General features: G+C 62.8%; 15 protein-coding genes and 1 tRNA gene. 6 read left to right on the top strand and 10 right to left on the bottom strand.

What is annotated here, in order from left to right; genetic code table 11:
• Nucleotides 1-46 precede the first annotated feature (46 nt).
• Entirely contained in the window at nucleotides 47-1,456 is a 1,410-nt protein-coding gene (gene gltX / locus B0G82_RS13370; protein ID WP_121307617.1) for a glutamate--tRNA ligase, read from the bottom strand.
• Nucleotides 1,457-1,862: 406 nt separating this feature from the next.
• Here gltX and B0G82_RS13365 point away from each other — a divergent pair, with 406 nt between their 5' ends.
• Nucleotides 1,863-2,813, top strand: coding sequence for a patatin-like phospholipase family protein (locus tag B0G82_RS13365; protein ID WP_121307616.1), 951 nt, complete (start codon nucleotides 1,863-1,865; stop codon nucleotides 2,811-2,813).
• Between the two features lie 114 nt (nucleotides 2,814-2,927).
• Here the strand turns inward: B0G82_RS13365 and B0G82_RS13360 are convergent, their stop codons facing one another.
• The 5 genes from B0G82_RS13360 to B0G82_RS13340 all read right to left on the bottom strand — a co-directional run bounded on the left by B0G82_RS13360 (nucleotide 2,928) and on the right by B0G82_RS13340 (nucleotide 9,382).
• The gene (locus B0G82_RS13360; RefSeq protein ID WP_121307615.1) at nucleotides 2,928-3,593 is read right to left on the bottom strand and encodes a C40 family peptidase; all 666 of its coding nucleotides are present in this window, start codon (nucleotides 3,591-3,593) and stop codon (nucleotides 2,928-2,930) included.
• Nucleotides 3,594-3,730: 137 nt separating this feature from the next.
• Nucleotides 3,731-5,365, bottom strand: coding sequence for a dipeptide ABC transporter ATP-binding protein (locus B0G82_RS13355; RefSeq protein WP_121307614.1), 1,635 nt, complete (start codon nucleotides 5,363-5,365; stop codon nucleotides 3,731-3,733).
• Nucleotides 5,362-6,468 carry an ABC transporter permease gene (locus B0G82_RS13350; RefSeq protein WP_106279563.1) on the bottom strand — a complete coding sequence of 369 codons (1,107 nt, stop codon included), beginning with the start codon at nucleotides 6,466-6,468 and terminating at the stop codon, nucleotides 5,362-5,364. The genes B0G82_RS13355 and B0G82_RS13350 overlap by 4 nt, the downstream gene beginning before the upstream one ends.
• Entirely contained in the window at nucleotides 6,468-7,505 is a 1,038-nt protein-coding gene (locus B0G82_RS13345; protein ID WP_121307613.1) for an ABC transporter permease subunit, read from the bottom strand. Before B0G82_RS13345 ends, B0G82_RS13350 begins: the two co-directional genes overlap by 1 nt.
• A gap of 35 nt (nucleotides 7,506-7,540) precedes the next feature.
• Nucleotides 7,541-9,382: an extracellular solute-binding protein gene (locus B0G82_RS13340; protein ID WP_241974682.1), complete on the bottom strand. Its 1,842-nt coding sequence runs from the start codon at nucleotides 9,380-9,382 to the stop codon at nucleotides 7,541-7,543.
• Between the two features lie 246 nt (nucleotides 9,383-9,628).
• Between B0G82_RS13340 and fabI the strand changes: the two genes are divergently transcribed.
• Entirely contained in the window at nucleotides 9,629-10,420 is a 792-nt protein-coding gene (gene fabI, locus B0G82_RS13335) for an enoyl-ACP reductase FabI (RefSeq protein ID WP_116140470.1), read from the top strand.
• A gap of 155 nt (nucleotides 10,421-10,575) precedes the next feature.
• Here the strand turns inward: fabI and B0G82_RS13330 are convergent, their stop codons facing one another.
• Nucleotides 10,576-10,923: a hypothetical protein gene (locus tag B0G82_RS13330; protein ID WP_116140468.1), complete on the bottom strand. Its 348-nt coding sequence runs from the start codon at nucleotides 10,921-10,923 to the stop codon at nucleotides 10,576-10,578.
• A 757-nt stretch (nucleotides 10,924-11,680) separates the two neighbouring features.
• Here B0G82_RS13330 and B0G82_RS13325 point away from each other — a divergent pair.
• The 4 genes from B0G82_RS13325 to B0G82_RS13310 all read left to right on the top strand — a co-directional run bounded on the left by B0G82_RS13325 (nucleotide 11,681) and on the right by B0G82_RS13310 (nucleotide 17,732).
• The gene (locus B0G82_RS13325) at nucleotides 11,681-12,967 is read left to right on the top strand and encodes an MFS transporter (RefSeq protein WP_121307611.1); all 1,287 of its coding nucleotides are present in this window, start codon (nucleotides 11,681-11,683) and stop codon (nucleotides 12,965-12,967) included.
• A 24-nt stretch (nucleotides 12,968-12,991) separates the two neighbouring features.
• Nucleotides 12,992-15,415: a glycoside hydrolase family 31 protein gene (locus B0G82_RS13320; RefSeq protein ID WP_121307610.1), complete on the top strand. Its 2,424-nt coding sequence runs from the start codon at nucleotides 12,992-12,994 to the stop codon at nucleotides 15,413-15,415.
• Nucleotides 15,416-15,478: 63 nt separating this feature from the next.
• The gene (locus B0G82_RS13315) at nucleotides 15,479-16,663 is read left to right on the top strand and encodes a porin (RefSeq protein ID WP_121307609.1); all 1,185 of its coding nucleotides are present in this window, start codon (nucleotides 15,479-15,481) and stop codon (nucleotides 16,661-16,663) included.
• 157 nt (nucleotides 16,664-16,820) lie between these two features.
• Nucleotides 16,821-17,732, top strand: coding sequence for an amidohydrolase family protein (locus tag B0G82_RS13310; RefSeq protein ID WP_121307608.1), 912 nt, complete (start codon nucleotides 16,821-16,823; stop codon nucleotides 17,730-17,732).
• A 150-nt stretch (nucleotides 17,733-17,882) separates the two neighbouring features.
• Here B0G82_RS13310 and B0G82_RS13305 read toward each other — a convergent pair.
• From B0G82_RS13305 to tilS, 3 genes are all read right to left on the bottom strand, one after another.
• Nucleotides 17,883-17,976, bottom strand: a tRNA-Ser gene (locus B0G82_RS13305).
• 191 nt (nucleotides 17,977-18,167) lie between these two features.
• Nucleotides 18,168-19,418, bottom strand: coding sequence for an aspartate kinase (locus tag B0G82_RS13300; RefSeq protein ID WP_106279546.1), 1,251 nt, complete (start codon nucleotides 19,416-19,418; stop codon nucleotides 18,168-18,170).
• 384 nt (nucleotides 19,419-19,802) lie between these two features.
• On the bottom strand, nucleotides 19,803-21,236 hold the full coding sequence (gene tilS, locus B0G82_RS13295) for a tRNA lysidine(34) synthetase TilS (protein ID WP_116140184.1): 1,434 nt from the start codon (nucleotides 21,234-21,236) through the stop codon (nucleotides 19,803-19,805).
• Nucleotides 21,237-21,279 lie beyond the last annotated feature (43 nt).

Here is a 21,279-nt window from a genome sequence, read left to right as displayed (position 1 = left end):
TTTCCAAAGCCGCATGCAAACCCGCTCAAGGCACGCGCGAACGCGCTCAGACCAGCGCTTTTTCGATACGGCCCACGACGACGTCACGCCCGAACAGCATCAGCACGCTGTCGATCGACGGCGTATGGGTGGTGCCCGCCACCAGCAGACGCACCGGCATTGCCAGTTGCGGCATCTTCAGCTTGTGCGCGCCAAGCGTTGCCTTCAATGCGGCGGCGATCGCTTCCTTGGTCCATTCCACGGTCTTGAGCGCGGCGGCCAGATCGGCGAGCGCCGGGCGCACTGCGTCGGTCACGTGCTGCGCGACGGACTCGGCATCCAGCGCCGGCGTGCGATAGAACATCGCGGCGTTCTCAGCGATTTCCTTCACCGTTGACGCACGGTCCTTCAGCAAGCCGACCACGGCCACCAGATCGGCGCCTTGCGCGAGCGCGGCCTCGTCGATACCCAGTTCGGTGAAGAACGGCTTGGCCAGCTGGGCGAGACGTGCGTTATCCGCTTCCTTGATGTAGTGCGCATTCAGCCAGGCCAGCTTGTCGTGGTCGTACTGCGCCGGGGACTTGCCCAGATGCTCCAGATCGAACCACTCGACGAACTGCTCGCGCGAGAAGATTTCCGCGTCGCCATGCGACCAGCCGAGGCGCGCCAGATAGTTGACCACCGCCTCCGGCAGGAAACCGGCGTCACGATAACCCACCACGCTCATCGCGCCGTGGCGCTTGCTCATCTTCTCGCCCTGCTCGTTCAGCACGGTGGGCAAATGCGCGTAGACCGGCGGCTCGCCACCGAGCGCGCGCAGAATGTTGATCTGCCGGGGTGTGTTGTTGACGTGATCGTCGCCGCGAATCACGTGCGTGATGCGCATGTCCAGATCGTCCACCACCACGCAGAAGTTGTAGGTCGGCGTGCCGTCCGGGCGCGCGATCACGAGATCGTCGAGTTCTTCGTTCGAGATTTCGATGCGGCCCTTCACGGCGTCGTCCCACGCCACCACGCCGGTGAGCGGGTTACGGAAGCGCAGCACCGGCTGCACGCCCGCCGGCGGCTGCGGCAACACCTTGCCTGGCTCCGGACGCCACGTGCCGTCATAACGCGGCTTTTCGCCGGCTTCGCGTTGACGCTCGCGCAGTGCGTCGAGTTCTTCCGTTGACATGTAGCACGGGTACACCAGCCCGGCGTCCTGCATCTGCTTGAGCACTTCGCGGTAACGGTCCATGCGCTGCATCTGGTAGAACGGACCTTCGTCGAAATCGAGGCCGAGCCACGCCATGCCTTCGAGAATGGCATCGACAGATTCGGAGGTGGAGCGCTCCACGTCGGTGTCCTCGATCCGCAGCACGAAGGTCCCTTTCATCTTGCGCGCGAACGCCCACGGATAAAGCGCGGAGCGAATGTTGCCGAGGTGGATGAAGCCGGTGGGACTCGGTGCGAAACGGGTACGAACAGAGGTGGTCATTAGCGGTTACTCGGAAGACGGGCGCCGGCGCTCGGGGCGGACATCGCCCGCGAAGCGCGGCAGCGGAGCGCGCCCATTCGGCAAAACAGCGCCGTGCATGGGCACGAAGGAATTAAATGCGAGAGCCGAATTATACCTTCGAGAGGCGTCTTACCTGCCCTCGTCCGAACGGCCAGGTGGCGCGTGCGTGCCGCGCGGCGTAGCGTCCAAGGGCTTCCTCTGCAACGTTTCATTACCGCGCCGCCGCGCGCGCGGGGCTTTGCTTTATGATGTGCGCGCGCTGCGGCCGGAGATAGATCCACGGCGCATGGAATCGCCGCCGGCGATCCCGTCCGTCTGACTATCCGCCTGATCGCGGCCACCGGCGACGCCGACTGCGTCGCCCGCGCCGTTGCTGGAGAACTCGTTGAAGCCCTCATCGCCTAGCCTCGCCCGCCGCAACTTTTCACTGGCCGCCGCCTCCGCGGTGCTGGCCGCCTGCACCACGACCGGCAGCAAAACTGGCAGCACGCCCGTCGCCGTCACACCCGTTACGCCGACGCCGCCACTCGACAAGCCGCAGCGGCCGCTGCGCGTCGCGCTCGCGCTGGGCGGCGGTGCTGCGCGCGGCTTCGCGCACATCGGCGTGATCAAGGGGCTCGAGGCGCGCAATATTCAGGTCGATCTGGTGGCCGGCACCAGCGCCGGATCAGTGGTGGGCGCGCTGTACGCGTCTGGCATGAACGGTTTCGCGCTGAACAAGCTCGCATTGACCATGGACGAAGCGTCGATCAGCGACTGGGCCATGCCGTTTCGCACGCGCGGCTTTCTGCAAGGCGTCGCGCTGCAGAACTACCTGAACACGACGCTCAACAACCGACCGATCGAGAAGATGGCCAAGCCGCTCGGCGTGGTCGCCACCGATCTGAAAACCGGCCAGCCGATCCTGTTCCAGCGGGGCAATACGGGTATCGCGGTGCGTGCGTCGTGCAGCGTGCCGTCGATTTTCGAGCCGGTGAGGATCGGCGGCCACGAGTATGTGGACGGCGGCCTGGTGAGCCCGGTGCCGGCGTCGTTCGCGCGCAAGATGGGCGCGGATTTCGTGATCGCGGTGGATATCTCGCAGCGCCCGGAAAGCGGCCTGACGGCCAGTTCATTCGACGTGCTGATGCAGACCTTCACCATCATGGGCCAGACGATCAAGGCTTATGAACTCGACAAATACGCCGACGTCGTGATCCGTCCCAATCTGGCCGCCATGAGCGGCAGCGATTTCTCGCAGCGCAACGCGGCGGTTCTGGCCGGCGAGGAAGCGGTGGCGAAGATGATGCCGGAATTGCAGCGCAAGCTGGCGGCGGCGAGCCGGGCCGCGGCGTAAACGAACCCGCGCGGACCCGCGCAGCCCCCGCCGCCGCCTCGTCCGCCGCTCAAACGCAAAAAAGCCTGCTTCGTTCGAAGCAGGCTTTTTCATGCGAGAAACGCAGGCGCGATCTTACTGATTGCCGCCGATTGTTGCGTTCACGCGCTTGCGCAGATCCTCGCCTTCCTGATACGAGGTCTCGATACGACGCGCGCCGGTGAAGCGCTTTTCCCAGTAGCCGTCATCCATGTCGTCGACACGAATCGTGCTGCCCGTGGAGGGCGAATGCACGAACTTGTTGTCGCCGATATAGATGCCGACGTGCGAGAACGTGCGGCGCATGGTGTTGAAGAACACCAGATCCCCCGGCTTCAGGTCGCTCACGCGAACCTTTTCACCGACACGGCTCATTTCCTCGGCGCGGCGCGGCAGCGCCATACCGAGCGTGTCCTGGAACACGTAGCGCACGAAGCCGCTGCAATCGAGCCCTGAATCCGGGGTGTTGCCACCCCAACGGTAGCGCACGCCGATCATATTCAACGCACCGACAACCACATCGCCCGCTTTGCCGGCCATGCCGGACAGGAACGATTTGGCGCCGCTGTCGCTAGTGGGAGCGGTGGCTTGCGAGGTAGGGGTGGACAAAGAATTCGACCCGTTGAGGGTCGAATATGAGGCATTCTGATTGAAACTGCTTACTTCGTCGGCGAACGCGCCGGGAGCTGCTGCCATCAAGACGCCAATGAACATCCCGGCGACGACGCGCGTGCAAGCCTGGGTTAGGTTTCTGTGCTGCATTGGTCGGTATTTTTTGCCTAAAAATCAGGGGTCTACGGAAAAAAGTTTGGTCGATACTAGCCAGTAAGTATTCACATGTCAAAACAAATAGAAAAATACAATCGAGAGGCGCACCCAATTGGTGAAAAAGCGGTAAATCAATGGTCCAGCGCTGCTTTCAGCAGCTTTCGGGTGTACGGGTGGGAGGGTGTCGCAAAAATCTCCTCAACCTCGCCGCTTTCGACAATTGAACCGTTTTGCATGACCGCGACACGATGCGCCATGGCCCCGATCACCGCTAAGTCGTGGCTAATAAAAACGAAGCCGAGGTTGTACTTCCGTTGCAACCCGGCGAGCAGTTTCAGCACCTGCTGTTGAATGGAGACATCGAGCGCGGAGGTCGGTTCGTCGAGGATCAGAATGCGTGGTTCGAGAACCAGCGCGCGCGCAATCGCGATCCGCTGACGTTGCCCGCCGGAGAATTCGTGCGGATAGCGTTGCAGCACCGTGCGGTCGAGGCCGACCTCGCGCAGCACCGAGGTCACCTTGTCGCGGCGCGCTTGCGGCGTCATGGCCGGCCGGTGCAGCGCGAGCCCTTCTCCGACGATCCGCTCGATGGTCTGCCGCGGCGAAAGCGAACTAAACGGATCCTGGAAGACAACCTGCATGTTCGACCGTAAGGCGGTCTGTTCGGCGCCACGATAGCTGTCGAGCGCCCTGCCCTGAAACTCGATCTCGCCGTGCACGGTGCGTTGCAGGCCGAGCAAGGCCATCGCGAGCGTCGACTTGCCCGAACCCGATTCCCCGACAATCCCGAGTGTCTCGCCCTGGCGCACCGACACGTTTGCATCCGCGACCGCGCGAAACCGCCCCGAGCGGAACCAGCCGCTGAAGCCCGGCAGCTTCGTTTTGAAGTCGACCGAGATTCCGCGCGCTTCGAGCAGCACCGGCGAAATCGGCAGCACCGGCACCACCGTGCGTTCCGGGCGGCTCGCCAGCAGACGTTGCGTGTACGGATGCTGCGGCGACCCGAACACCTGTTCGACCGGCCCGCTCTCCACCAGCACGCCCTTCTCCATCACCGCGATGCGTTGCGCGAAATGGCGCACCAGATTCAGATCGTGCGTGATCAGCAGCACGGCCATGCCACGTTTCTCCGCTTCGTCGCGTTGCAGTTCCAGCAGCAGGTCGACGATCTGCGCGCGGATCGTCACGTCGAGCGCGGTGGTCGGCTCGTCGGCGAGCAGGAGGCGCGGACGGCACGCCAGCGCCATCGCGATCATCGCGCGCTGGCGCTGGCCGCCTGAAAGCTGATGCGGATAGCTGTTCACGCGCTTGCCCGGCTCGGCGATACCCGTGCGTCCCAGCAGCGCCACGGCGCGCTTGCGCGCCTCGTTTGCGCTCACGCCGTCATGCACGACGATGGTTTCCGCGATCTGGTCGCCGACCGTGTAGAGCGGATTGAGCGCGGTCATCGGCTCCTGGAAGATCATCGCGATGTCCGAGCCGCGCAGGCCGCGCATCTCGCGCTCGGTCTTGCCGAGCAGATCCTCGCCATCGAAACGGATCGAGCCGCTCACCTGCGCGTCGCTCAGCAGCCGCAGGATCGACAGCGCGGTCACGCTCTTGCCCGAGCCCGATTCACCGACCAATGCCACACGCTCGCCGCGCTGGATCGCGAGCGTCACGTCGCTCACCGCGACGGTGTCGCCGAAGCGCACGTGCAAATGGTCGAGTTCCAGCAGCGGCGGTGTCGTGGCCGATGTCGCGTTGCTTTGCAAATTCGCGCTCATTGATTGCCTCCGGCACGCATCGCATCGGAGATACGGGTATCGAGCGCGTTGCGCAGCGCGTCGCCCATGAAGGTCAATAGCAATAGCATCGCCACCAGCACGCCGAAGGTGGACAGCGAAATCCACCACGCGTCGAGATTCGCCTTGCCTTGCGCGAGCAGTTCGCCGAGGCTCGGTGTCGGCGACGGCACGCCCAGACCGAGAAAGTCGAGGCTCGTCAGCGCGAGAATGGCGCCGCTCATGCGAAACGGCAGGAACGTGATCACCGGCGTGAGGCTATTGGGCAGCACATGCCGCCACATGATCTGCCAGTTCGACAGCCCCATCGCGCGTGCCGCCCGCACGTAGTCCTGATGACGATTGCGCAGGAATTCGGCGCGCACGTAATCGGACAAACCGATCCAGCCGAACAACGAGAGCAGTACGATCAGCAGAATGAAGCCCGGTTCGAAGATCGACGAAAAGATGATCAGCAGATAAAGCTCGGGCATCGCGCTCCAGATTTCGATCAAACGCTGCCCGATGATATCGATACGTCCTCCGAAATAACCCTGCACGGCGCCCGCGGCGATACCCAGTATCGTGCCGATCAACGTCAGCACCAGCCCGAATTCCACCGACACCCGGAAGCCGTACAGCAAACGCGCAAACAGGTCGCGGCCGCGGTCGTCGGTGCCGAGCCAGTTCTCACGCGACGGCGGCGCCGGATTCGGCGCTTTCGAAAAGTAATTCAGCGTGTCGTAGTAGTAGCGATTCGGCGGATACACGGCGAAATTGCCCGGCGCGTCGAAACGATGCTTGATATACGGGTCGAGATAATCGGCCGGCGTCGGGAAGTCGCCGCCGAAGGTGGTCTCGGCGTAAGTCTTGAACATCGGAAAATACAGGCTGCCGTCGTAGCGCACCACGAGCGGTTTGTCGTTCGACCACAGCGGTCCGGCGAGGCTCGCCGCGAACGCCACGACGAACACGATCAGGCTCCAGTAGCCCAGACGCTGCTGGCGAAAACGCTGCCACACACGGCGCGCCGGCGAAGGCGAGACGAACGCGCGCGCCGGTTCGGAGCGCGCCGACGCGTCGGCGGAAAGACGGGCTCGATTCATCAGCGCTCCAGTTGTTCGAATTGGATGCGGGGATCGACCCACACATAGCAAAGATCGGAAATCAGCTTGGTCGCGAGTCCGATCAACGTGAACAGATACAACGTGCCGAGCACGACCGGATAGTCGCGCCGCACCACCGATTCGTACGACAGCAGCCCGAGGCCGTCGAGCGAAAATAGCGTTTCGATCAGCAGACTGCCGGTAAAGAACGCGCCGATAAACGCGCCCGGAAAGCCGACGATCAGCGGCAACAGCGCATTGCGAAACACGTGTTTCCACAGCACGCGCTTTTCCGACAAACCTTTGGCACGCGCGGTCAGCACGTATTGCTTGCGGATCTCGTCGAGGAAAGCGTTTTTCGTCAGCATGGTGACGACGGCGAAACTGCCCACCACCGAGGCCGTGATCGGCAGCGCGATATGCCACAGATAGTCGAGAATCTTGCCCGCCACGCTCAATTGCGCCCAGTTGTCCGAAGTGAGATTGCGCAGCGGGAACAGTTGCAGGAACGTGCCGCCGCCGAACAGCACGAGCAGCAATACGCCCAGCACGAAGCCCGGAATCGCGTAGCCGACCAGCACCACGAGGCTTGTCGCGACATCGAAACGCGAGCCGTTGCGCACCGCCTTCGCAATGCCGAGCGGCACCGATATCAGATACGTCAGAAAGAAAGTCCATAAGCCGATGCTGATCGACACCGGCAGCTTGGAAACGATCAGCGACCACACGCTTTGATGGCGGAAATAACTCTGGCCGAGATCGAAAGTCGAGAAGCGCTTGAGCATCAGCATATAGCGTTCGAGCGGCGGTTTGTCGAACCCGTAGAGCGCTTTGAGTTGCGCGATCTGCTGCGCGTCGACGCCGTTGTGCGCGCGCAGACCGAACGGCGCGCCGTTTTCCGCGCCTTTGCGCAACTCGTGCTGCATCTGCTCGACCGGGCCGCCGGGAACGAACTGGATCACGACGAAGGTCAGCGTCAGCACGCCGAGCAAGGTCGGGATCATCAGCAGGAGGCGTTTGACGATGTAGCTCCACATGGCGGCGTTTCCGAATGAATGACGCGTTGGTGCGCTTAAGGTTGCGCCGGCGGCTGCGGCTGCGATGGTGGCTGCGCGAACCACCACATCGACGTAATCCAGCCTTCCGCTGAATAGTACAGGGGCAGCGTTTTGGGCCACGCAAGACCGCGCTTGAACGCCACCCGATGCGTGGCGCTGTACCAATGCGGCACGACATAGTAGCCATGCATCAGCACACGGTCGAGCGCATGCGTGGCGTCGACCAGTTGCTCGCGCGTTTGCGCATGCACGAGCGCACTCAGGATCGCATCCACCACAGGCGACTTCAGCCCGATCATGTTATCGGACCCGTGCGTATCGGCGGCCTTGCTGCCGAATCGTTCGATCTGCTCGGAGCCAGGCACCTGCACGTCCGGCATGCGAATCGTGGTGGTGTCGAAATCGAAGGCGTCCAGACGCTTCTGATAGACCGCGAAATCCGACACGCGAAACGTGGCCTGGATGCCCAGCTTCTGCAGATTGCGAATGAAGGTGGCGACGATCGGCTCCATCTGCGCGGACGAGCCGGAGTCGTCGAGAATCTCGAAGCGGAACGGCTCGCCCTTGGCGTTGCGCAATGCGCCGTCGCGATAGGTCCAGCCGGCCTGCTCCAACAGCACGCGCGCTTCCAGCAGATTGGCACGCAGCGAGCCGGGCGGATCGGTATCCGGCTGCTTCGGCGGCGGACCGAACACCGCCGGGTCGAGCTTCGCGCGCCACGGCTCGAGCAAGGCCAACTCGCCCGGAGAAGGCAGACCCTTCGCCTGCAGATCGGTGTTGGCGAAGAAACTGTCGATACGCGTGTACTGGTTGAAGAACAACTGGCGATTGAGCCATTGAAAGTCGAGCGCGAGATCGAGTGCCTTGCGCACGCGAACGTCCTGAAACAGCGGCCGCCGCGTGTTCAGCATAAAGCCCTGCATACCGGTGCCGTTATGTTGCGGAAACACCTGCTTGATCAGTTCGCCGCTATCGAATTTTTTGCCGACGTCACGCCGCACCCAGTTGCGCGCGACGTACTCGACCAGTGCGTCGTACTCGCCCGCCTTGAACGCCTCCAGCCGCGCCGTGTTATCCGAGTACAGCTTGTAGACGACGCGATCGAAGTTATTCATGCCGACGCGCACCGGCAACGCCGCGCCCCAGTAATTCGGATCGCGCCGGTAGGTAATCGTGCGGCCGTTGTCGTATTGCTCGATCAGATAAGGCCCGCTGCCGATCGGCTTTTCGAACGCGAGCTGGTCGAATGGAATACGGCTGCCGTCCGGCTTCAATCCCCACTTGCGCGAGAACACCGGTATGCCGCCCGCAAGCAAGGGCAGCTCGCGATTGCGCTGGTGAAACTCGAAGCGGATCGTATGCGGATCGACCACCACCGCGCGCGTGATTTCGCCGAAGATCGACGCGAATTGCGGCGCGGCCTGTGGGCTTTTGAGCGTGTCGAGTGAGAACTTGACGTCGTCGGCGGTGACCGGATCGCCGTTCGAAAAGCGTGCGCGCGGATTGATGTGGAACGTCACCGACAAGCCATCCGGCGCGATGTCGATGTCGTCGGCGAGCAGCCCGTAGGCGGTTGCCACTTCATCGCTGCTGCCGACGGTGAGGCTTTCGAACATCAGGTCGATACCGGGCGCCGTATTGCCGCGCAGCGTGAACGGATTGAATTTGTCGAAACTGGTGAGGCGGCTTGGATTGGCGAGCACCAGCGTGCCGCCCTTCGGCGCATCGGGATTGACGTAGTCGAAGTGCTTGAAATCCGCCGGATATTTCGGTGCGCCGTATTGCGCGATCGCGTAGACCGCGTGCGCCCGTGGCGCCACCAGCAGACCGGCCACGGCCAGCACGCCGCACATCATCGCGGCGCAGACGGAACGCCAGGAACGCGGCGCAAACGCAAGGCCGTCACACGAGGGTTGGTGAATCACGCTGCACCGAAGTGCACGAGGCGTTGGAACCCGTCGCGAGCCAGTTGTCATGGGGGCCTTGATGGTCAGTGGGCAAGTGCAATGTGAGAGAATTCTACCCAATAAACCCGCGCGATCCGCACGTCCGTCGCGCATGGTGTCGACGTGCGCGGCGCGCCGATGCGATCAGGAGATTTCATGGGCTTCCTCGCTGGCAAACGTATCCTGCTGACCGGCTTGCTGTCGAATCGTTCGATTGCCTACGGCATCGCGCAAGCCTGCAGGCGTGAAGGCGCCGAGTTGGCGTTCACCTATGTCGGCGAGCGCTTCAAGGACCGCATCACCGAATTCGCCCACGAGTTCGGCAGCGACCTCGTATTCCCCTGCGACGTCGCTGACGACGCCCAGATCGACGCCCTCTTCGTCTCGCTCCGGCAGCGCTGGGACGGCCTCGACGGCCTCGTCCATTCGATCGGCTTTGCACCGCGCGAAGCGATTGCCGGCGATTTCCTCGACGGCATGACGCGCGAAAATTTCCGCATCGCGCACGACATCTCCGCGTACAGCTTTCCGGCGCTCGCCAAGGCCGCGCAATCCATGTTCACGCCGGACGCGTCGCTGCTCACGCTCAGCTACCTCGGCGCCGAGCGCGCGATTCCGAATTACAACACCATGGGCCTCGCCAAGGCTTCGCTCGAAGCGAGCGTGCGTTATCTGGCGGTCTCGCTCGGCGCGAAAGGCGTGCGCGTCAACGGTATTTCGGCGGGTCCGATCAAGACCCTGGCCGCGAGCGGTATCAAGGGCTTCGGCAAGATTCTCGAGTTCGTCGAACAGAACGCGCCGCTCAAGCGCAACGTGACGATCGAACAGGTCGGGAATACGGCGGCGTTCCTGTTATCGGATCTGGCGGCCGGTGTGACGGCGGAAATCGTGCACGTCGATAGCGGGTTTAGCGCGGTGGTGGGCGGCATGGCCGCCGTGGCGGAATGAACGACGAAGGTTCCGCGTGAACGCGTGATGCTTCGTACTCGTTGCTGCGCTTTACGGGCTGATGGCAGAGCTTATGACAGAAGCCCAATGAAGAAACCGCCCACGTGGGCGGTTTTTCTTTGACCTCGCGATCCGGTCAACCGCGGCCTGAACGCTTAGTGCCAGCCGCGATGGTTGTCGTAATGGTCGCGGCCGTAGTTGTAATGGCCCGGGGGATGATGACGATACCAGTCATCGCGCGCCCAGTAGCGGCGGCCGTCCCAGTAGCGGTCGCCATGCCAGCCGATCACTACCGCCGGGCCGCCGTAGTACACGGGTGCCGGTTGATAAACGACCGGCGGAGGAGGAGGCGGCGGCGGTGCGTATACCGGTGCCGGCGCGACGTAGACCGGCGCGGGAATACCGATGTTGACCCCGATGTTGACACCGCCGGCCATTGCGGCACCCGACGCACCCAGTGCGAAAACCCCGATCAAAAGTGGAACAAGACGAGCGGACTTCATCGATCACCCTTTTAGAAGAATGTGTTGTTGGCGGAAATATAGCGCAAGGCGCCGCACCGCGTATTTCAACTTTGTAATAACTGATGCATAACATCGCACGCAACGCCGCGCGGTTACGTCTCGTTACATCGGACATGCTTTTGGTGAAAAGGCGGTGGCGTTGCAATCAGAGCGGGCCAGACGCGAGGCGCCTCTGCTCGCAGCGCACTCATGCCTTGAAGGATTCGACCGCGGCGATATGCAAGCCAGGCACGCATGGCGTTTGCTCGTTTTCAGTGCGGACGAAATCCGTAGGATATCGAATTACTATTTCCTCCTGCCTTGCCCTTCCTCGACATAGAGACGTTCGGATTCGCCTGGCGCGGTTCGAGTGCTGCCAGTTTCGGGACGCCGGTCGAGCCGGTGCCTGCGGCAAGACAAGTTGACGGCATCGACACGCCGTCGCCATCGCAAACACGCCCAGCGACCCGCCATTTGCGTCCATGCGCAAAACGAACATTCGATGTTCGAAGGAACATTTACAGAAAAATCAAGAAGTAGCCGGTCGTCCGACATCTAGCTAGTCACGCATCGCGCAAAGGCCTGTTTCATTGACAATTCCTCGCAAATATGGACCTGAATACATGGTTTTCCCTAGTATTCGACAACCATATCAGTGATACGATGACTGACACTAAACGAAGATAAATGTTCGAATTCGCGCATAACCGCTTTCCCAACGGCCAGCCACCGAACACTTCGCGTACGGAGACGGATTTTGAAAACAATCATTGGTTTGCGCTGGTGGATCATCGCGCTCGTATGTCTCGGGACGATCGTCAACTACCTGTCGCGCAACGCACTCGGCGTGATGGCGCCGGAGTTGATGAAGTTGCTGCACATGAGCACGCAGCAATACTCGTACGTGGTGGGCGCCTTTCAGGTCGGCTACACGATCATGCAGCCCATCTGCGGGCTGATCATCGATCTGATCGGGTTGCGGCTCGGCTTTGCGCTATTCGCCTGCCTGTGGTCGCTGACAGGCGTGCTGCACGGCTTTGCGAGCGGCTGGCTTTCGCTCGCGGCTTTGCGCGGACTCATGGGCCTGACCGAGGCCGTCGCCATTCCGGCCGGCATGAAGGTGGTCGCCGAATGGTTTCCCAATCGCGAGAAGTCCGTCGCGGTAGGCTACTTCAATGCGGGCACCTCGCTGGGTTCGCTGCTCGCTCCGCCGCTTGTCGTGTTTCTCTCGTTGCGATACGGCTGGCAAAGCGCCTTTGCCGTAACCGGCGCACTCGGCTTCGTCTGGGCCGCTGCCTGGTATCTGCTGTACCGATCGCCGACTGAGCACGCCCGCATCAGCAAAGCGGAGCGCCAGACGATCGTCGGCGGCCAGACGCCGGGCGCGCCGCAGCGGCGCAGCATCCGCGAAGTGCTGCGCACGCGCCGCTTCTGGGCGATCGCCCAGGCGCGTTTCTTCGCCGAACCGGCCTGGCAGACATTCAGCTTCTGGATTCCCCTGTATCTCGCCACGCAACGCCATATGGATCTGAAGCAGATCGCGATGTTCGCGTGGCTGCCCTTTCTCGCCGCCGACCTGGGCGGCTTATTCGGCGGTTACCTGTCGCCTTTCCTGATGAAGCATCTGCGTGTGCCGCTGATCTGGTCGCGCATCGCGGGCGTCGTGCTCGGCGCGCTCATGATGCTCGGGCCCGCGTGCATCGGTCTCGTCGCGTCGCCGTATCAGGCCATTGCGCTCTTCTGCGTGGGCGGCTTCGCGCACCAGATGATCTCGGCGCTCGTGAATACGCTCGCCGCCGACGTGTTCGATCCCAGCGAAGTCGGCACTGTCGCCGGTTTTGCGGGCATGTCCGCGTGGATCGGCGGCCTCGGCTTTTCGCTGCTGGTGGGCGCCCTTGCCGATTCGATCGGCTACACGCCGCTCTTCGGCGCACTCGGCGCTTTCGATCTGATCGGCGCCACGCTGCTGATCATCCTGATGCGCGGCGTGACCCGCGACGCGCGTCCGCATCAAACCGATAGCAGCGCCAGCCCCGCTGCGTGACCTCAATCGAATCGAAGACACATCATGCATTCACCGACGAATCTGAAGCACCCGCCGCGCTTCTCGCTGTCGACACAGACCGGCAATCACATCGTTCTCGCCGCGCAGGCACAATGCCGGATCGAACTGTTCGTGCTCGCAGAAGACATCATCCGCGTGCTCGTGCTGCCTGACGGCGAACTGCATGGGCCGCGCACCTGGTCGATTGCGCCGGGCGAAGACGACGTCGCGCTCGAAGGGCGCGAGCGGCGCGACCTGAGCGGCTTCACGCCGCCGCCGTTCGAGGTGTCCAGCGACGCGCAACAGGTGGTGATCGAAACGGCGTGCATCCGCCTGACGGTCACGCTCGACGGCGGCTTCTGCGCCTGGGACATCCTGCACGACGACGCATGGCAGCGCGTGATGAGCGATCGCAAGACGCAGGCGTATAACTTCGGCTGGTGGGACGAGCGCGTGTATCACTACATCGAGCGGCGCCGGGATGAAATGTATGTCGGCCTCGGCGAGCGCGCCGGGTCGCTGGATCGCGCGCAGCAAAGCTACGAGATGCGCAATATCGACGCAATGGGCTACAGCGCGCGCACCACCGATCCGCTCTACAAGCACATCCCGTTCTACGTGACCTGGCAGCCGCAGACGTCGACGGGCTTCGGACTTTTCTACGACACGCTCGCCGATTGCCGCTTCGACATGGGCCGCGAGCTGGACAACTATCACGGCCACTACCGCCACTTCGTCGCCGAGCATGGCGATCTCGACTATTACTTCATCGCGTCGGCGGGCACGCCCCTGCACGCGGTGCGTCGTTTTACATGGCTGACCGGACGGCCGGCGTGGATGCCGAAGTGGGGACTCGGCTATTCCGGCTCGACGATGAGCTACACCGATGCGCCCGACGCGCAGCAACGCATGGGCGAATTCATCGAACGATGCGGCGAACACGACGTGCTGTGCGATTCGTTCCATCTGTCGTCGGGCTATACGTCGATTGGCGCGAAGCGCTACGTGTTCAACTGGAATCACGAGAAGTTTCCAGATATCGACGGCTTCGTGCAAAGCTATCTCGACCACGGCGTGCGTCTGTGCGCGAACATCAAACCTTGCCTGCTGCAAGACCATCCCGCATTCGAGGACGTTGCCCGAGCCGGCCTGCTGATCGAGTCGCGCGACGGCAGTCCTGCCTGGGTGCAGTTCTGGGACGAAGTGGGCGCGTATCTGGATTTCACCAATCCCGACACCATCGACTGGTGGAAGGCGCGCGTCAAGGACAGTCTCCTGAAGCACGGCATCGCGGCCACGTGGAACGACAACAACGAATTCGAGATCTGGTCGCCCGACGCGATCGCACGCGGCTTCGGCGCGGCGTATCCGGCGCGCGAGGCCAAGGTGCTGCAAACGCAATTGATGATGCGCGCGTCGCACGACGCGCAGCGCGAGCACGCGCCTGAGAAGCGGCCCTTTCTCGTGTCGCGTTCGGGCGGCGTCGGCATGCATCGCTATGTGCAGACCTGGTCCGGCGACAACTACACGTCGTGGGAAACGCTGCGTTTCAATCTGAAGATGGGCCTTGGCCTCGCCATGTCCGGCATCTCCAACAGCGGCCACGACATCGGCGGATTCTCCGGCCCGGCGCCGGGCCCGGAACTGTTCGCGCGCTGGGTCGCGTTCGGCATCTTCCTGCCGCGCTTCAGCATTCATTCGTGGAACGACGACGGCACCGTCAACGAACCGTGGATGTACCCCGAAGTCACGCCGCAGGTTGCCGCGCTGATCAAACTGCGCTACCGCTTCATTCCTTACCTGTACGAGTTGCTCTGGCAATCGCACAGCGCCTACGAACCCGTCTTGCGCCCGATGTTCGCCGAGTTTCCCCGCGACCCACGCTGCCTCGTGGACGGCGACGACATGATGCTCGGTTCCTCGATGCTGGTCGCGCCGGTGGTCGACGCGGGCCAGTCGACGCGTGACGTGTATCTGCCGTCCGGCTCGCGCTGGGTGGCGTACTGGGGCGGCGAAACGTTCGACGGCGGCCAGACCGTGAACCTGCCCGCGCCGTTCGAGCAGCCGGTGATCCTGCTGCGCGAGGGCAGCGTGATTCCATTGAACGTCGCTGAACAACACTTCGGCCGCCCCGCCGACGAACGGGCGTTCATCGCCGTGCCGCAAGCCGGCGTTGGCACCACGCGCGGCGGCTGCGTCGAAGACGACGGCGAGAGCGAAGCCTGGCGCGAAGGCGCGCAAGGCCGCTGGCACATCACGCTGGCCGGCGACGCGAGCACCTTGCGAGTTTCAGTCGAACGCGAAGGCTGGATGCCGCAGCCGCAGCGCGAAGTCCGGATCTTTGTGCCGAAGGACGAAGCGCGCGCGGTCGAATGCATCGGCGGCGCACTCGTGGCCGATCACACCGCCGACGGCTGGCGATGCCTGACGATTTCCATGGCCCACTAAACAAGCCCGCATCACCGGCCTGTAGCACTCAGGCCGCTCATCTAATCCGGAGACCTGCAAGCGATGAACTCATTCAAGCGTGCGCGTACACGCGCACTCGTCCTCTCGTGCCTGCCGTTCGCGGGCGCCGCGCTGTCGAGCGACGCGGCGGCGCAAAGCAGCGTCACGTTGTACGGTGTCGTCGATAACGCGTTCACCTATGTCAGCAATCAGCGCGGTCACGCCAACTTCTACATGAGTCAGGGCAACCTGCAGGCGAGCAAGTTCGGCTTGCTCGGTTCGGAAGACATCGGCGGCGGCACGAAAGCGATTTTCCGGCTGGAGAGCGGCTTCAACTCGCTGACGGGCGCGCAGAGCAGCGCGGGTTTCCTATTCAATCGGCAGGCCTATGTCGGGCTGAGCAACGACCGGTACGGGACCTTCACGCTCGGCCGTCAATACACGCCCTACTTCCAGATGGTCGGCGCACTCGGGCCGACCGGCGTGCTGACCGGCGCGACCGGCGCGCACCCGGGCGATGTCGATGCGCTCGACACCACGCTGCGCTTCAATAATTCGGTAACCTATCTATCTCCGAACATCGCCGGCCTGCAATTTAGCGCGCAATACGGCTTGGGCGGCGTGCCGGGCAGCGTGGCCAACGGCAGCAATTTCAGCGCGGCGTTTCGCTACGACTACAAGCCGTTCGCGGTCGCGGCGGGCTATGTCAAGCTGAAAGACATTGCGACGAGCGCGGCGCTCGGCACCTTCGCCATCAACTCGCCGGTGAATAGCGGTTATGCGACGGCACGCAGCGCGCAACTGTTCGCCGCGGCCGCTCGTTATAACCTGCGGGACCTGATGGTCGGCGTCAACTATTCGAACGTGCAGTATGCGCCGGGCTCCGGTTCGCTATTTGCCAGCGAAGCGGTATTCAACACGTACGGCGTGATTTCGACGTATCGGATTACGCCGGCGGTGATCGTCGGCGCCGGCTACAGCTATACGCGCGCGAGCAAGGCGAATGGCATGAGCGATCCGGCGCGCTATCACCAGATTTCGCTGGAGCAGACCTATAACCTCTCGGCGCGCACCACGTTGTACGCGCTGGAAGCGTATCAGCTCGCGCGCGGCAAGACGCTGATCGCGGCGGGCGGCGCCACGAGCATCACCGACGCGGTGGCCGTGGTCGGGGATTCGCAGAATACGACGCCGTCATCGGGGCCTTCGCAGTTTGTCGGGATGGTGGGGTTGAGGCACGCGTTTTGAGGGCGACCTGAAGGGACAATGAGCAACGGTGAACCCGCGATGGGAATCGGCTGCGAGAACACGCCGGGGGACTTCGCGGGATGCAGAAGCGACTCGTGCTAACCTCGCTGGACAGGCACTGTGCTTCAGTGCCGGCTCTCGTACGGAGACCTGGACGATGGACTGCGCCGCGCTGCCGATCCTTGACTGTCACCAACACTTCTACGACGCCCGACGCTTCCATTACCCCGTCTTCGCGACGCGCAGCGAAGGCTTCGAAGCGCTCGTCGGCGATTACGGCGCGCTCCCCCGCGTCTACTTACCCGACGACTACGCGCGCGACACGACCGCGTTAAATGTCGTCGGCACAGTCTGGGCGGAATTTATGTCGACCGATCCGGTGGGCGAGGCAGGCTGGGCACAGGAACTGGCGGACGCGACACGACGCCCTGACGGCATCATCGCGCTGGTCGATTTTTCGAGTCCTGATCTGCCGGCCACGCTAGACGCGTATTCGTCAGCGCAACGGATCCGTTGCGTTCGCCAGCATCTGGGCTGGCATCCGGCGAACCCGCTGCTTCGCTATGCGCCAAGGCCCGACCTCATGTCGGACCAGGCATGGCGACGCGGGCTCGCGTCGCTGCGCGGACATGGCGTGATTTGCGAACTGGAAATGTTCGCGCCGCAACTGCCCGAACTTGCTTCGCTGGCGACCGCGTTTCCCGACACTCAGTTCGTGCTGCCCGCCATGGGCTGGCCACTTGACCTGACCAGCGAAGGCCAGGCGGCGTGGAAACGTGAAATGAATGCGGTGAGCGCGTGTCCCAATGTGGCAGTGAAAATATTCGGGCTGGAGTGCATCTTCGGCATTCATTGGACGGTCGCTCAGGTCCGGCCTTGGATACTGGAAACCATTGAAGTCTTCGGCCCCGATCGATGCATGTTTGCCAGTCATATGCCGATAAGCAAGCTGGCCTGCAGCTTCGAAAAACTGTATCGCGCGTACTTTGAGGTGATAGCGGAATTCAGCGTTTCGGAGCAACGAAGACTTCTGCATGACACGGCCGCGGCGATTTACAAGCTGAGCTAAATGTTGGTTGCGGGAGAACCGGACTGCGCGTACCGCTGCGAACGCGGGTGACGCGACCCGTTGTCGTGCTGATCCGTTCGAACTGCAACACCCCCAAAAAAACAAAAACCCCGCAGAGCCTAGACTCTGCGGGGTTCTCTCTACCACTTCTGGCGGAGACGGAGGGATTCGAACCCTCGATCCAGGTTTTGGCCCAGATGCTCCCTTAGCAGGGGAGTGCCTTCGACCTCTCGGCCACGTCTCCCAAACTTTCGGTCGCGCAGGGAGTCAGCGCGACGAAGCCAAGATAATAGCGGGCCGAACCGCGAAGGTCAATGTCTGGCGGACAGTTTTTGTGCCAGTTTCGTCATTGGCGACGCAATTTATTCACCTGGGCCACCGCGGCCGCGCAAAACAAACGGGACGCTCTTGCACGCCCCGCCTATTCAAAACTACTTACGCCTGATCCAGCTCGAACGCTTTATGCAGCGCGCGCACGGCGAGCTCCATATACTTCTCGTCGATCAGCACCGAGATCTTGATTTCGGAGGTCGAGATCATCTGGATGTTGATGCCCTCTTCCGACAGCGTGCGGAACATCGTGCTCGCGATACCCACATGCGAGCGCATGCCGACGCCCACCACCGAGACCTTCGACACCTTCGGATCGCCCAGCACCTGCTCGGCCTGCACGTGACCCTTCACCTGGTTCGTGAGGATGTCCATGGCGCGTTGATAGTCGCCACGGCCGACCGTGAACGTGAACGCCGTTTTGCCTTCCACGCTCTGGTTCTGGATGATCATGTCGACGTCGATATTCGCGTCCGCCACCGGGCCGAGAATCTGATACGCGATGCCCGGCTTGTCGGGCACACCCATCACGGCGATACGAGCTTCGTCGCGCTGAAACGCGATGCCCGAGATGACTGCTTTTTCCATGGTCTCGTCTTCTTCAAAAGTAATCAGGGTGCCCGACTTCATTTCAGCGTCGAGCGGTATCAGCGGATCGGTCAGGCTCGACAACACACGTGTCTTCACCTGATATTTGCCGGCGAATTCCACCGAGCGGATCTGCAGCACCTTCGAACCCAGGCTTGCCATTTCCAGCATTTCTTCGAACGTCACGCGATCGAGCCGGCGCGCCTCTTCCACCACGCGCGGGTCGGTCGTGTAGACCCCGTCGACGTCGGTGTAGATCAGGCATTCATCGGCTTTCAACGCGGCCGCGACCGCGACCGCCGACGTATCCGAACCGCCGCGGCCGAGCGTGGTGATGTTGCCGTCAGGATCGATGCCCTGGAAGCCGGTGATCACCACCACCTTGCCCGCGTCGAGATCGCGCAGCACGCGCTCGCCGTCGATTTCGCTAATGCGCGCTTTCGTGAACGCGCTATCCGTTTTGACCGGCACTTGCCAGCCGGCGTAGCTGACCGCGTCGACGCCGGCTTCCTGCAGCGCGATGGCGAGCAGACCCGAGCTGACCTGCTCGCCCGTGGCGGCAATCATGTCGAGTTCGCGCGGGCTCGGCTGACCCGTGATTTCCTTCGCGAGACCGAGTAAGCGGTTGGTTTCGCCGGACATCGCCGACGGCACGACGACCATCTTGTGGCCAGCCTTGTGCCATTTCGCGACGCGCTTGGCGACGTTCTTGATGCGCTCGACCGAGCCCATCGAGGTGCCGCCGTATTTGTGTACGATGAGTGCCATTGTCGTTCTGAACTGGAGGAGAAACCGCGCTGGCGCGCTGGAGACGACCGCACAAAAGCACAGAAGCGCAACGTCTTGTGAACGACGGCAGAGTGTGTGGCGGCGTAAATGCAGCACGCGTGCAGCACGCGCGGATTTGCCCGGGAATGATCGCTGATGGCTTACCGGAAACGACGGATCACGATCGCAAACCGACTAATTCAACAAAAGCGAAGGCGAAATCGGGTCGGGCAAACAAGTTAACGTACCCGATCGAGCGCAAAAAGACAAGCCGGAAAGGCCATCGGATCACGCTGAATATGCGCTGCAAAGGCCTGTTTCATGCGGATTTGCGCCCTATTTCCGGATTCGCCGCATGGACAATCGAGGTGTCCGACCGGCCGGTCAGGCGATCAGCAGATCCACGCGCCAGACGATCCTGACGCGCGATTCGGCCTCGTCGATCGGCTGCGGCAACGTAGCGCGATTGATCCCGAGCCCGGGCACGAACAGCAGTTCATCGCCGATGTAAAGCAGCGGCACATCGCGCTTCCATGCGGGAATGCCGCGCTCCTGGAACAGATTCTTCAACGTGCGGCTCGGTGCGCCGGGCGCGTCGCTCGTGCGCATGCGTTCGCCGCCGCTGCGCGGACGCGCGCTCAACACCGCACGCTGCAAAACGCTCACGGGAATCGTCGCGTCGGCATCACCAACCGCGGCGTGGGCGAATACAAACGTGCCGCGCCATTGCGGCAATCGCCAGATCGACTCGCCCTGCCACGCGAGCTCGCTGACCGCGCGCGCGACGAGCGCGGTTTCGTCGGCGGGCTCGCTACTGTCTCCCGGTTCCCAATAGATCACGCCGCGATAGCTGCGCAACGCATGTCCCGCGTGATCGATACGCAGACCATGGCCCTCGCCCGCCGCGCCGATCTCACGCAACTGACGCAGCGCATCGCCAAGACGCGCGTTCGATGCGGCGACGAAGCCCAATGTGCGCATCCAGTAACGCAGAAGATTCAGCGCGCGGTCGTCGTCAAGCGCCAGCAATGCATCGTGCGATAGCGCGCGCCCTTCGTCGCGTGACGCTTCTTCCATATCGATGCGCGCAAGCGTATCGAGCAAACGCTGCGCCGACGCCGCATGCGCCGCCGTGCGCGCAAGCGCGTCGCGAAAGCCCGGAAAGTGCACGGCCAGCGCGGGCGTCACTTCGTGGCGCAACGCATTGCGGGCGTAGCGTGTATCGGCATTCGATTCATCGTCGATCCAACGCAACGCACGCTCGCCAGCGTATTGCTCGAGCTGTGCGCGCAACAGGTGAAGCAAAGGCCGCACGCGCGTTGCCGACGCATTCGCCGGCAAATACTCGGGCGCCATCGCGGCAAGACCGGCGAGACCAGCGCCGCGCAGCAATTGCAACAACACGGTCTCAGCCTGATCGTCCGCATGCTGTGCGAGCCACAGCGTGGCGACGCCGCGCGACGCGCACATCTCGTCCAGCGCGCGATAACGCGCATCGCGTGCGGCGGCTTCGACGCTTACGCCCGCATCACGCGACACCTCGACGCGCTCTGCCGCGAACTCGACGCCACGCTCCAGCGCAAACGCCTCGCAGTGCGCGAGCCATGCATCGGCATGCGCGCTCAGTCCATGATGCACATGCAGCGCGATGCAACGCGACGCGCCCGCGACACGCGCCGCGGCATCGAGCAGCACACTCGAATCCACCCCGCCGCTGAAGGCAATCGCAATACGCGCGCTAGCGGGAAGCGCAGACAAAGAAAAGCCGACCGCCTCGAGAACGAGGCGGTCGGCGGGTGTTTCGGCGGTGGAGGTCACGTCGCTAGCGCATGAAGCGCTGAAGGACGAAAGAAAACGCGCG

This window comes from Paraburkholderia sp. BL17N1 (assembly GCF_003634175.1).
Taxonomy (GTDB): domain Bacteria; phylum Pseudomonadota; class Gammaproteobacteria; order Burkholderiales; family Burkholderiaceae; genus Paraburkholderia.
Note: the sequence above shows the minus strand (reverse complement) of the source record. Positions and strands in the feature narration are given on the sequence as shown.